At 70.4% G+C, this 12,800-nt stretch carries 9 protein-coding genes; 6 read left to right on the forward strand and 3 right to left on the reverse strand.

The window, feature by feature from the left end; translation table 11 throughout:
* Positions 1–339: 339 nt before the first annotated feature.
* From ACFWU3_RS35850 to galE, 5 genes are all read left to right on the forward strand, one after another.
* Positions 340–1,458, forward strand: a complete 1,119-nt coding sequence (locus ACFWU3_RS35850) for a DegT/DnrJ/EryC1/StrS family aminotransferase (protein ID WP_384445727.1) — start codon at positions 340–342, stop codon at positions 1,456–1,458.
* Entirely contained in the window at positions 1,455–2,471 is a 1,017-nt protein-coding gene (locus ACFWU3_RS35855; RefSeq protein ID WP_327684243.1) for a Gfo/Idh/MocA family oxidoreductase, read from the forward strand. Before ACFWU3_RS35850 ends, ACFWU3_RS35855 begins: the two co-directional genes overlap by 4 nt.
* An 11-nt stretch (positions 2,472–2,482) precedes the next feature.
* Positions 2,483–4,111, forward strand: coding sequence for a glycosyltransferase (locus tag ACFWU3_RS35860; protein ID WP_328860544.1), 1,629 nt, complete (start codon positions 2,483–2,485; stop codon positions 4,109–4,111).
* Complete coding sequence (locus ACFWU3_RS35865) at positions 4,108–5,391, forward strand: nucleotide sugar dehydrogenase (protein ID WP_384445729.1); 1,284 nt, start codon at positions 4,108–4,110, stop codon at positions 5,389–5,391. Before ACFWU3_RS35860 ends, ACFWU3_RS35865 begins: the two co-directional genes overlap by 4 nt.
* 80 nt (positions 5,392–5,471) lie before the next feature.
* Positions 5,472–6,452 carry a UDP-glucose 4-epimerase GalE gene (galE, locus tag ACFWU3_RS35870; protein ID WP_384445731.1) on the forward strand — a complete coding sequence of 327 codons (981 nt, stop codon included), beginning with the start codon at positions 5,472–5,474 and terminating at the stop codon, positions 6,450–6,452.
* Between the two features lie 81 nt (positions 6,453–6,533).
* On the opposite strand, the gene ACFWU3_RS35875 is transcribed toward galE, so the two are convergent.
* From ACFWU3_RS35875 to wecB, 3 genes are all read right to left on the reverse strand, one after another.
* Positions 6,534–8,681 (reverse strand): glycosyltransferase family 1 protein, encoded by a 2,148-nt coding sequence (locus ACFWU3_RS35875; RefSeq protein ID WP_384445733.1) that lies wholly within the window; start codon positions 8,679–8,681, stop codon positions 6,534–6,536.
* Complete coding sequence (locus ACFWU3_RS35880; protein WP_384445739.1) at positions 8,678–10,030, reverse strand: glycosyltransferase; 1,353 nt, start codon at positions 10,028–10,030, stop codon at positions 8,678–8,680. Before ACFWU3_RS35880 ends, ACFWU3_RS35875 begins: the two co-directional genes overlap by 4 nt.
* A 169-nt stretch (positions 10,031–10,199) precedes the next feature.
* Complete coding sequence (gene wecB / locus ACFWU3_RS35885) at positions 10,200–11,303, reverse strand: non-hydrolyzing UDP-N-acetylglucosamine 2-epimerase (protein ID WP_384445735.1); 1,104 nt, start codon at positions 11,301–11,303, stop codon at positions 10,200–10,202.
* A gap of 392 nt (positions 11,304–11,695) precedes the next feature.
* Here wecB and ACFWU3_RS35890 point away from each other — a divergent pair, with 392 nt between their 5' ends.
* Positions 11,696–12,754 carry a hypothetical protein gene (locus tag ACFWU3_RS35890; RefSeq protein WP_384445736.1) on the forward strand — a complete coding sequence of 353 codons (1,059 nt, stop codon included), beginning with the start codon at positions 11,696–11,698 and terminating at the stop codon, positions 12,752–12,754.
* The last annotated feature ends 46 nt before the right edge of the window (positions 12,755–12,800 follow it).

The raw sequence follows: 12,800 nt of genomic DNA on the forward strand, positions 1-12,800 counted from the left end.
GAGCTGAACAGTTGATGAGCCCTCAGTGAACGAGCCGTGTCCCATCCCACAGGCTCAGGGGTGGGACACGGTTTTTGTCTCCGAATTGATGCAGTGCTCCGTTAACAGCCCCGAAATTGACTAGGAAATCCCTGATAATGTGACGGCGGTCGCTGCCGGGTGAGACTCCCGTTCCGGACACTACGGTAGGTGACCGACCCGGTTCGGGACACGACCGGTCCCAGTTCCTCGGTAGGGCGTTGGCTTTGCGCCGGAGGGGTGTGCGCGGCCTCGCAAGACGTCCGCACCGCCCCAGACCTCTGCCACAAAGAGCTCTTGCGGTGTTCAAGGAGGACGTCCATGACGAGCAGCAACCAGCAGCCCATTCCCGCTGCCCGCCCGGTCATCGGTGAGGAAGAAATCGAGGCCGCGGTACGCGTACTGCGCAGCGGTCGCGTGGTGCAGGGCCCCGAAGTGGCCGCATTCGAGGAGAGCTTCGGCGACCTGGTCGACGGTCGCCATTGCGTCGCCGTCAACTCCGGTACCTCCGCGTTGCACCTCCTTCTGCTGGCTTTGGGCATCGGTCCGGGCGACGAGGTGATCGTTCCCTCGTTCTCCTTCGCCGCCTCGGCGAACGCGGTCCGCCTCGTCGGCGCCGACGTCGTCTTCGCCGACATCGAGGCCGACAGCTACTGCCTGGACCCGGCCGCGGTCGAGGCCGCCATCACTCCGCGCACGGCCGCGATCATGCCGGTGCACCTGTACGGCCACCCGGCCGCGATGGACAAGATCATGCCCATCGCCGCCAAGCACAAGCTGGCCGTCGTCGAGGACGCCTGTCAGGCACACGCGGCCGCGCTGAACGGCACTCCCGTCGGCGCGTTCGGCTCCGGTGGAACGTTCAGCTTCTACCCGACCAAGAACATGCACTCCCTCGAGGGCGGCATGATCTCCACGGCCGACGCCGAGATCGCCCGCACCCTGCGCCTGCTGCGCAACCAGGGCATGGAGCAGCGGTACGCCAACGAGATCGTCGGCGCCAACATGCGCATGACCGATGTCGCCGCCGCCGTCGGCCGCGTGCAGCTGGCGAAGCTGAACGGCTGGACCGAGCAGCGCATCGCCAACGCCGCGTACCTCACCGAGAACATCACCGCGCCGGCCGTGACCACGCCGACCGTCGCCGAGGGTGCGCGTCACATCTACCACCAGTACACGATCCGCGTCAGCGGTGACCGCGACGCCGCGATGGCCAAGCTGACCGAGGCGGGTGTCGGCAACGCCGTCTACTACCCGACCCCGATCCACCGGCTGAAGCCGTACTGGGAGCCGGACCAGAAGGCCGGCCGCAACTGGGACCTGCCCGAGACCGAGCGCGCGGCCGCCGAGGTCGTCTCGCTGCCGGTGCACCCTTCGCTGACCGCGGAGGACCTCGAGCGCATCGCCGCCGCCGTGAACGAGCTGGGAGAAAACCTGTGACCACCGCTCCGGGACTGCGGGCCGGCCTCATCGGCCTCGGCTCGATGGGCCGCCACCACGCCCGTGTGCTGGCCGGACTCGACGGCGTCCAGTTCGTCGGCGTCGTCGACCCGATGGGCGACAAGAACGGCTGGGCGCAGGGCGCCCCCGTGCTGTCGACCGTCGAGGAGCTCATCGCGCTCGGCATCGACTACGCCGTGGTGGCCTGCCCGACCGCCCTGCACGAGGAAGTCGGCCTGAAGCTGGCCGAGGCCGGTATCGGCGCCCTGATCGAGAAGCCCGTCGCGGACACCGTGGACGGCGCCCGCCGGCTCGTCGAGGCCTTCGAGTCCCGCGGTCTGGTGGCCGGCGTCGGTCACATCGAGCGCTGCAACCCCGCGCTGCGTTCGCTGCGCCAGCGTCTGGAGGCCGGTGAGCTGGGCGACGTCTACCAGGTCGTCACCCGCCGCCAGGGCCCCTTCCCGCACCGCATCGCCGATGTCGGCGTGGTCAAGGACCTCGCCACCCACGACATCGACCTCACCGGCTGGGTCACCGGCCAGACCTACACCTCGATCTCGGCGCGCACGGTCTCCAAGTCGGGCCGGCCCCACGAGGACATGGTGTCGGCCGTCGGCCAGCTCTCCGACGGCACGATGGTCAACCACCTGGTGAACTGGCTGAGCCCGCTCAAGGAGCGCTTCACGTCGGTGACCGGCGAGAAGGGCTGCTTCGTCGCGGACACCCTCACCGCCGACCTCACCTTCTACGCGAACGCCTCCCAGGCCACCGAGTGGGAAGCGGTCCAGGCGTTCCGCGGTGTCGCCGAGGGCGACATGATCCGTTACGCGATCGCCAAGCGCGAGCCGCTGCTGGTGGAGCACGAGCTCTTCCGGGACGCGGTGCTCGGCAAGTCCGACGACATTTGCACACTGCGGCAGGGTCTTCGTACCGTCGAGGTCGCGGCAGCCGTGCTGGAGTCCGCCGCCGGCGGGGTCACCGTCGATCTCTCCGCGTACACCGCGGCCCAGTAGGGCGAGGAGCCTTGACCAGTCCTGATGTCACCGTCGTTGTGGCCGTGTACAACACGATGCCGTATCTGACGGAATGCCTTAACTCTCTTGTCGGGCAGAGCATTGGCCTGGACAGGCTGGAGATCGTGGCCGTCGACGACGGCTCGACGGACGACAGCGGAGCGGAGCTCGACCGGTTCGCGAAGAAGTACCCGAAGACCGTCAAGGTGATTCACCAGGCGAACTCCGGTGGCCCCGCAGCGCCCAGCAACAGGGCGCTGGAGGTGGCCACCGGGCGTTTCGTCTACTTCATCGGCTCCGACGACTACCTCGGCAAAGAGGCTCTCGCGCGGATGGTGAAGTGCGCCGACAAGCACGACTCCGACGTCGTGGTCGGCAAGATGGTCGGCACCAACGGCCGCTACGTCCACCAGGCGCTCTACAAGAAGAGCAACCCGGACGTCAGCCTGTACGACTCGGCGCTGCCGTTCACCCTGGCGAACACCAAGCTGTTCCGCCGCGATCTGGTGGAGCGGCACAAGCTGCGGTTCCCGGAGGACCTGCCGGTCGGCAGCGACCAGCCGTTCACCATCGAGGCGTGCGTCAGGGCCCGGAAGATCTCGGTCCTCGCGGACTACACGTACTACTACGCGGTGAAGCGCGGGGACTCGAGCAACATCACCTACCGCGCCAACCATCTCTCGCGGCTGCGGTGCACCGCGCGGATCCTGGAGCACGCGGCCGGGCTGATCGAGGCCGGACCGCAGCGTGACACCGTCTTCCAGCGTCACTTCACGTGGGAGCTGGCCAAGCTCGTCCAGGGCGACTTCCCCTCGCTCGACGAGCAGACCAGACGCGAGGTGTGCGCCGGAATCGCCGAGCTTGCCGACGACTACCTCACCGAGCGGCTGGCCGACTCGCTGCCCGTGACGCGGCGGGTGCGGCTCACGCTGGCCCAGCGCGGCATGGTCGACGAGCTCGCCGCCGCGATCGAGGCCGAGGAGAACGGCGCGCCGATCCCCTTCCACCTGGAGGGCGACCGCGCCTTCGCCGCGTACACCGGCTTCCGGGACCCCGCCGTGGGCATCCCGGACCGGATCTACGAGGTGCTCGGGGAGTCGGTGCCGGCCATGCTGGCCGCCGGTACGGAACTGGTCTCGGCCGAGTGGGAGCAGAGCGGCGACGATCTGTTCCTGTCCGTCGCGGTGCGTACCGCGCTGACGGGCGACACCGAGTCGGCCGTGGTGCGCCTCGTCCAGGGCGCCATGCCCAAGAGCGCCGACAAGGCGGGCGGACGCAGGCTGCCCGCCGGGCAGGAACTCCCGCCCCCTGTCGGGGAGTTCTCCCAGGAAGTGTCCGCCGATGGCGCGGGCACGGTGCTGCGGGCCCGTATCCCCGTGGCGGCCCGTACGGCCACGCTCGGTGTGCGCGTCCATGTGGACATCGCCGGGTGGACGTACGAGATCCCTGTGCGCGCCCAGGACAAGCCGATGCCGCTGGCCCGGCGCTGGCGCAGCGGCACCCCCTACCGAGTGGCCGCGCGTGTGAACGCCAAGGGCCGGATGGTGGTCGTGACCGGCCTCCTGTTCCCGCCCTCCGACAAATGGTGGTCGCGTGTGCGGCCCCTGCTGGTCCGTGTGAAGAGGAAAGTATCCCGATGAATATCTGTGTAGTTGCGCTCGGCAAGATCGGGCTTCCGCTCGCCGTGCAGTTCGCGGCCAAGGGCCACAAGGTCATCGGCGCCGACGTCAACGAGAAGGTCGTCGAGCTGGTCAACGCCGGCACCGAGCCGTTCCCCGGTGAGCACGACCTCGGCCGGCTGCTCAAGGAGACCGTCAACGCCGGCCTGCTCAGCGCCACCACCGACACCGCCGCGGCCGTCGCCCAGTCCGAGGCCGTCGTGGTCGTCGTCCCGCTGTTCGTGGACGCCGAGGGCACCCCGGACTTCGGCTGGATGGACTCCGCCACCAAGGCCATCGCCAAGGGGCTGAAGCCCGGCACCCTCGTCTCCTACGAGACCACGCTGCCGGTCGGCACCACGCGCACCCGCTGGGCGCCGATGCTCCAGGAGGGCTCCGGCCTGACCGCAGGCGAGGACTTCCACCTGGTCTTCTCGCCGGAGCGCGTCCTCACCGGCCGTGTCTTCGCCGACCTGCGCCGCTACCCCAAGCTCGTCGGCGGCATCGACGAGGCCTCCACGAAGCACGGCGTGGAGTTCTACGAGAAGGTCCTCGACTTCGACGAGCGCGCCGACCTGGCGCAGCCGAACGGCGTGTGGGACCTGGGCACCGCCGAGGCCTCCGAGCTCGCCAAGCTCGCCGAGACGACCTACCGCGACGTCAACATCGGCCTGGCGAACCAGTTCGCCCGCTTCGCCGACAAGAACGACATCGACGTCAAGAAGGTCATCGAGGCCTGCAACTCGCAGCCGTACAGCCACATCCACCAGCCCGGCATCGCCGTCGGCGGTCACTGCATCCCGATCTACCCGCGGATGTACCTGTGGAACGACCCGGAGGCGACCGTCGTGCGCTCGGCGCGCGAGGCCAACGCCGCCATGCCGGAGTACGCCGTCGACCTGCTGGCCGCCGCCTACGGCGACCTGAAGGACGTGGGCGTCCTGGTGCTCGGTGCCGCGTACCGCGGTGGCGTCAAGGAGACCGCCTTCTCCGGCGTCTTCCCGACCGTCGAGGCGCTCAAGGCCCGTGGCGCCGTCCCGTTCGTGTCGGACCCGATGTACACGGCCGACGAGCTGACCGCGCACGGCCTCACGCCGCACGCGGGTGAGCCGGTCACCGCCGCGATCCTCCAGGCCGACCACGCGGAGTACCGCGAGCTCGCCGCCTCCGACCTGCCGGAGGTCCGGGTCCTGGTCGACGGCCGGCGCACCACCGACCCGGCCCGCTGGGAAGGCGTACGCCGGGTCGTCATCGGCGGCTGACGCCCCCTGCACACGCACAGAACAGTGGCCCTGTCCCGCGGACTCCGCGGGGCGGGGCCGTCCTGCGAGAGGCATTTGGCATGACGTGGTTGATCACCGGCGGCGCCGGTTACATCGGATCGCACGTGGTGAAGGCGATGACCGACGGCGGCGAGAGCGTCGTCGTCCTCGACGACCTCAGCACCGGCAGCAAGGACCGGGTCCCCGGCACGGTCCCGCTGGAGATCGGCACGGTCCTGGACCGTGAGCTGGTCGACCGTGTCCTGCGCGAGCACGCCGTCACCGGGATCGTGCACCTCGCGGGCAAGAAGCAGGTCGGCGAGTCGGTCGAGAAGCCGCTGCACTACTACTACGAGAACGTGGAGGGGCTGCGCAGCGTGCTGGAGGCGGCCGCCGACGCCGGTGTGCGCCGGTTCCTCTTCTCCTCCTCGGCGTCCGTGTACGGCATGCCCGACGTCGACCTGGTCACCGAGCAGACCCCCTGCCTGCCGATGAGCCCGTACGGGGAGACCAAGCTGGCGGGGGAGTGGCTGGTGCGCGCCGTGGGCGCGGCGCACGGCATGGCCACCGCCTCCCTGCGCTACTTCAACGTCGCGGGAGCGGCCTCGCCCGAGCTCGGCGACGACGGCGTCTTCAACCTGGTGCCGATGGTCTTCGAGCGGCTCACGGCCGGTGAGGCCCCGCGGGTCTTCGGTGACGACTACCCGACGCCGGACGGCACCTGCATCCGCGACTACATCCATGTCGAGGACATCGCCTCCGCCCATGTCGCGGCCGCCCGTCGGCTCGCCGAGGACGCGTCGGCCTCGCTCGTCCTCAACATCGGCCGCGGCGAGGGTGTTTCGGTGGCCGAGATGGTCGGCACCATCCAGGACGTCACCGGCCGGCGGGAGCCGGCGCCGGCCGTCGTCGAGCGCCGTCCGGGCGACCCGGCACGCGTCGTGGCGTCCGCGGACCTGATCCGCGCGGAGCTGGGCTGGGAGGCCCGTCACGACATCCGCACGATGGTCGCGTCGGCCTGGGAGGGCTGGTGCCTGCGCCACCCCGGGGCCCGCGTCTGAGCCTTGTGTGTCCCGGCCGGCCCGGGACACGAGAGAGGGCCCCCGGGACGTCCCGGGGGCCCTCACTCATGTGCGGTTGCGTCAGTGACCGGACCGCTCGCCGAGGAACAGCTCGTCGAAGGTGCGGCTGACCACCGGCCAGTCCCAGACCGACAGCGCGTGCTCGGAGGCGAGCTTGCCGGCGTTGCGCCAGCTCTCCTCCGTCGCCGTGGCCTCCAGGATGCGCCGGGCGGCCTCCTCCGGAGAGGCGACGACCCAGTTCTCCGGGTACAGCGTGCGGGCGCTGTGCTCGCGTCCGGCGTAGAACGGCCAGTCACGGACCACGGGGACCGCGGCGCTCGCCGCGCCCTCCATCAGACCGACGTGGCAGCCCTCACGCACCGAGGAGCTGAGGATCGTGCCGATCTCGGTGAGCTTGCCGGGCACGTCGTCGGTCGGACCGAGGCGTACGACGGCACCGGACTCCTCCAGCGGAGCCAGCACCCTCTCGAACTCGGCCAGATAGTCCTTCGTCGCACGGCTGGTCTTGCGGTCCATGTCGCCGCCGACCAGCAGCAGCCGGTAGCGCTCGTCCTGCTTGCGCACCCGCTCCAGGACGTCGACCGCCCACAGCGGGTCCTTCGCCACCTGCGAGATGCCGATCAGACCCAGGTTGAAGCGGGCGTCGGCCGGCTTCTCGCGGTTGAAGCCGCTCAGGTCCATGGCGTTGTGCAGCATGTGCGTGCGCGGAGCCGCCTCGCCGCGCAGCTGCGGCACCAGCGAGGTGGTCAGGTCCTGCACATGGTCCGCCACGTACACGAGATCGTCGATGCGGGAGAAGTCCACCAGGTGCGGCCACCGGGTGAACGCCTCGTAGCTGTGCAGCCGCACCACGATCCGGGTGTCGCCCGGGTCGATGGTCGTGAGCATCACGGCCGGTGCCACGCACCAGTCGAGGAACACGGTGTCGGCCCAGTCCAGATGGGGCCGCATGAGCTGCTCGACCTGCTCCGCGTAGAGGGCGTCGCCCCCGAGACGGTTCTCTATCATCCGCCGGCCGGCCCAGGAGATCCGCTTCATGGCGGGGGTCGCCGCGAGGTCCAGGTAGCGGACCTCGACGCCCGGGTGGTCCTCGTAGTGGGAGAGGACCAGCTTCAGGAAGTTGTCGTTGGCGCTGGTGGTGACCAGCAGCCGCAGCGGGCGGTCCGACGGCGGCGTGGCCGCCGGGGTCTTCCGGCCGCGGGGCTCCCCGATCTTCCTCATCACCGCGGAGGCGTGCACCGGTGCGGAGAAGGCCGTGGGGTCGGCCGCGAGGGGGGAGCTGAGCTGGTCGATGTGGACGACGCGGTGGAAGCCGAGCACCAGGGCCCGGTCCAGCGCGCTGGCCGCCGCGGCCGGGTCACCGGCCTTGTACAGACCGTCGGCCTGCGTCAGCAGCTCCTGGACCGTGCTGTCGAGGGCGCGCGGTGCGATGCCCTTGTTGAGCTCGGTCCTGACCGCCTCGTCCAGCAGCGCGGTCCGGATCTCGCGGTTCTCGATGCGGCGGGCGGCGGTGGTCAGCGCGAGTGTCGCGCCGCCCGGCCGTCCGGCCCAGCGCATGCCCTCGGCGACCTGCCGGGACAGTGCGGCCCGGAAACCCGCGGGCACACCGGGCGCGCCGAGCGCCGAGCGCCACAGCCGTGCTCCGACGGCACTGCGCATCACGGGGCGCGCCGTGGCCGTCCGCATCACGGTGTGGGGCAGCGCCTTGGCCTGACGGCGTACGTCGGCGGCGATCAGGGTGCGCGGAGGGATTATCACGTTCCGGCGCCGGGTGACGGGCTGCGGCGTGGACGCCTCGCCCTCCATGGCGCGCAGGGCCGGGGCGATACCGAACGAGGCACCGGCGTCCGCGTTGTACTGCGACAGACGCCACACCGTGTAGACAGCGTTCGCGTCGAGCGCGACGAGGTGCTTGGCGGCCAGCCCGTGCCGGCGCAGCCAGGCGTTCCTGCGGATCTGGACCCACAGCCGGCGGCCGTGCGGCACCCGCTTGAGCTTGCGGCGGGTGCCGATGCTCAGATGCCCTATGCCGTAGGGGAGTTGCTGGAACCCGTCGAGCTCCAGCTTGTCCAGGTCCTCCAGGCAGGCCCGCGCGTCGAAGAGGCAGGCGAGGTGAACTCGCGCGCCCTGGGCGCGGAACTTCTTCACCGCGTCGGCGAGTACGCCGAACTGCGGCTGGGATGCGGCGACGAAAAGCACATCGGTCACGAGGTGGGCCCTCCGGCGACGATCGACTTCGATGAGAGGCTGTCCACGTCCGTGGTGGAGGTCTTGTCCCCCGGGGCCGCTGCGGGGCCGTCGTTCCCGTCGTGTTCGTTGGTGAGCCGGCCCACCAGGTTCTTCACGGCCACGGACATCAGAGCCTCGCGGGTGAACTGGTCGGCGTGCGCCATGGCTTCGGCGTGCACCTCGTCGCTCGTCTCGACGGCCATGTGCGCGGCCTTGACGAACGATTCGGCGAGACCCTCCTCGTCGATGCCGACGGCACCGGTCCACAGGGGGTGCCCCTGAAGGACGTTGGAGGCGTCGTGCTCGACGACGTGGGCGGAGACGATCGGCAGGCCGGTGGCCATGTACTCGTACACCTTGCCGGAGGTCACGAAGCGACCGCCGATCAGGATGAGCACCATCGCGTCCCAGCGGGCGTAGATGGAGGAGACCTCGGCCTTGGCGGCCGGGCCGCCGAAGGAGACGCCGTCCACCTCCGCCTGCTTGAGCATCTCGGAGTGCTTGTTCGCCTCGCGGCCCGCACCGTTGCCGATGTGGCCGCGGACCTCGAAGCGCGCGTTGGCGAGCAGCGGCTCGCGTTCGCGCGCCGCGCGCCAGGCGTTGAGCACCGTCTCCAGATGCGCGGGCGTGAAGTTGACCGTGCCGAGGTAGCCGAAGACCAGGCCGGCCTCGGGGTCCGCGCGGTGGGCGCGGCCGGGCGAGCTGTCGGCGTCGTAGCCGTTGCGCACGACCTCGACACGGGACGCGAACTCGGGATAGCGGGCCCGGTAGTGGTCGGCGATCGGGTCGTTGACGACCCACAGGCTGACCGCGTGGTCGAGGACCTTCTGCTCCCAGCGGCCCATCTCCGAGTCCTTGGTGAAGGCCTCGATGCCGGTGATCACGTCGATCGACCAGCCGTCGCGGAAGTCGACCGCGTACGGGACCTTCGCCTCTTCCCACAGCTTCCAGGCCGCGGCGAGGTTGACGTACGGAACGCAGCTGGCCACCAGCAGATCCGCCGGGTGCTCCCGGTGGATGTCGAGAACGGCCTGCTCCAGCGCTCCGCGCCACTCGCCGAAGTTCGGCTCCGGGAACGGCTTCTGCTGCCGCTTGCGCAGCTGCGTGACCCACTTGTTGGGGTTGAGCGCGCGCTCCTCGTCGAAGAGGCGGATGTCCGTTTCCAGGTCCTCGCGGGAGAGCGGCAGCTCCACGATGTTCACGCGCGGGTCGACCTGCTCCAGAAGGGTGAGGTCGACGCCGGAGTCCCGCTCCCAGGACTCCTGGGCGATGTTGACGACGGTGACGTCCCAGCCTGCCCTGCAGAACTGGTTCGCCGTCTCGCGCATGCGGTAGGCACTGCTCTTCGCAGCCGGCGGGAAGCCGATGGCGAGGTAGATGACATGAGGCCGCGAGCCGTCGGAGGGCAGCCCGGACCTGGGAGACGCTGACATAAGCGGTGACGCTAGCACGGTGACGTATACGGACTCGGGCCTGCTCCGAGGCCCTCCAGGTCCGTCACGCGTGCCGGCTTCCCCCCTTCCACTCTTCCATGATCCGGACAACGTTCTGCGCGGCTCGTCCGTCACCGTACGGAGTTCCGGGGTCACCCGTGGGTACGGCGCGGGTGACGGTGGCGGCCCATTCGTCGGCGGACAGCTCGTGCGGGTCGGGTACCAAGACGTTCCAACCGGTGTCGACGGTTTCCACCCACTCCGTCTCCGGACGGATCGTGGTGGTGATGCGCTCCAGCAGGAACGCTTCCTTCTGCAGGCCGCCCGAGTCGGTGACCACACCGGAGGAGGCCAGCACCGCGGCGACCAGCCCGGCGTAGGGGAGCGGACGGCCGACGTGGACCGAGCCCTGGTCGAGCTTGATGCCGTGCTCGGTGGCGCGGGCGACCAGACGCGGGTGCGCGAGCAGCGCGACCGGGACCGGCAGCGCGGCCAGCGCGCCGATGATCGCGGCGAGGCGCTCGGGGTCGTCGGTGTTGTCCGGCCGGTGCAGCGTCGCCAGCAGGAAGGGCTGCGAGGGGTCGACGCCCTCGGGCAGCTGCGGCGCGGCGTGCTCGCCGGCCAGCACCGCGTCGCGGATGCGCAGGCAGATGTCGACCATGACGTCGCCCGCCAGCACCGCGCGGTCCTTCAGGCCCTCGTCGGCGAGGTGGCGCATGGCCTCCTCGGTCGGGGCCAGCAGGACGTCGGCGCAGTGGTCGGTCAGGACGCGGTTGTGCTCCTCCGGCATACGCCGGTTGAAGGAGCGCAGACCGGCTTCCAGGTGCGCGACCGGGAGGTGCATCTTCACGGCGGAGAGCGCACCGGCGATGGTGGAGTTGGTGTCGCCGTAGACGAGGACCCAGTCCGGCTGCTCACGCTCGAGGACGGGGTCGAGGGCGGTGAGCACCGAACCCGTCTGGACGCCGTGGCTGCCGGACCCCACACCGAGGTGGACGTCGGGGTCCGGGATGCCGAGGCCCTCGAAGAAGACGTCGGAGAGGTCGGCGTCGTAGTGCTGCCCGGTGTGCACGATGACGTGCTCGTGCTCGGTTCCCGCGAACGCGGCCGCGATGGGCGCGAGCTTCACCAGTTGGGGACGGGCACCGACGATGCTGATGACTTTCACTGAACACTCTTCTTCTGGGTCAGGTCATTGGCGGGGGGTGTCACAGGCGCAATGGTAGGCAACCCCCGAGGTGGACCGGCCCGCGGCCGGGCGGCGCACCATGTGCGACGGCTCTCCCGCCCGTGGTCAGGCGGCGATACCCCGGCAGCGAGCGCCTGGATAACGATTGGGTGAACGAGGCCTGCGCAGTGGGCCGATGGGGGCGTATCCGGCCACCCCACAGGGGTACCGGTGCCGGATCCGGCCACGTCCCGCTGTCGTACTATCGTCGCGCAAGTTTCGCGGGGCGGTCACGGGAAAGTCGGCGGTGTGCCATGGCGGTCAGGTCCGGACGGAAATCTGTGCGTCGGTCGGAGGAAGCACCACGCCCCAAACCGCATCGCACCCCCACGGTGGACACCTCCCTCGCCCCCACCACGGGCTGGCTGGTGCGGGGCAAGGACGGCCGGCTCACGGCCTACGCCCCCACCACGGACGGTGTGCTGCGGTGGACCGAGACGGCACCCGGCGGACCGGAGTGGTCCGGCCCCGACGTGATTCCCGCCACGGGTGTGCTGCCCTACCTCTCCGTCGCCCAGGGCGCCGACGGCTACGTCCATCTGGTCGGTCTGCGGCGCAGGCCGCTCCCGGACGGCCGGACCGGCACCGACGTGGTCTACGCCCTCCAGTACCAGTCGGGTCTCGCGGTGCGCGAGTGGGCGCCGCTCGGCACCCCGTACGGCAGTGACGCCGACCTGGCCGCCCGGATCGGACTGCCGTCCGCGGTCGTCGACGCCGACGGCTCGCTGCATGTCTTCGTGCGCAATGTCGGCGGCGGTGTCTGCGGACGCAGTCAGGTGCCGTCCGGCAAGTGGAACAAGTGGGCCGACTACAAGGGCAGTGAGGGCCTCGGAGCGGTCTCCGTCTCCATCACTCCCGAAGGGCTGATGGAGTTCGCCCTGCCGACGGCCGAGCGCGTCATGCGCTGGAAGCAGGAGACCAAGGGCGTCAAGTTCGAGCGCGCCGACGACATCGTGTCCGGTGCCGAGCCCGACTCCCTGACGGCCGAGCGCACCGGCGGCGACCGGCTCACCCACTTCTGGCACACGAGCGACGACCACACGGTGCGCGCCTGGCGCCCGTCGATGGCGGAGCCCGCCATCGTCGGCACCGGCACGGGTACCGGGCCGATCGCCCTGCTGCGCACCCCGGTCGACGGCCACGACTGCACGATCCTGGCCCACCGTGACGAGGCCACCGGCCGTCCGGCGCTGGCCGCGTACCCCACGGAGGACGAGGGCAGCGGCGTCACCTGGACGCTGACGGGCGAGCCGTGCGTCGGCGCGCCCGCGCTGGCGATCGACGCCCGGGGGCGGGTGGTGATGGCGGCGTTCGGTACGGACGGAACGCTGCGGGTCACCCGGCAGAAGGACGAGTCGGGCCTGGCGCTCGCGGCCTGGTCCCGCGCCTAGGTCTTTCCGGTTCCGGAACGGCAGCGGGCCCGGGCTTCCTCTCGGA

The organism is Streptomyces sp. NPDC058685, from assembly GCF_042714725.1.
Lineage (GTDB): Bacteria > Actinomycetota > Actinomycetes > Streptomycetales > Streptomycetaceae > Streptomyces.

Bases quoted from the DNA above. Each gene is read 5' to 3' on its own strand.
- ACFWU3_RS35850 (WP_384445727.1), top strand. From the start codon at position 340: ATGACGAGCAGCAACCAGCAGCCCATTCCCGCTGCCCGCCCGGTCATC.
- ACFWU3_RS35865 (WP_384445729.1), top strand. From the start codon at position 4,108: ATGAATATCTGTGTAGTTGCGCTCGGCAAGATCGGGCTTCCGCTCGCC.
- galE (WP_384445731.1), top strand. From the start codon at position 5,472: ATGACGTGGTTGATCACCGGCGGCGCCGGTTACATCGGATCGCACGTG.
- ACFWU3_RS35880 (WP_384445739.1), bottom strand. From the start codon at position 10,030: ATGCGCGAGACGGCGAACCAGTTCTGCAGGGCAGGCTGGGACGTCACC.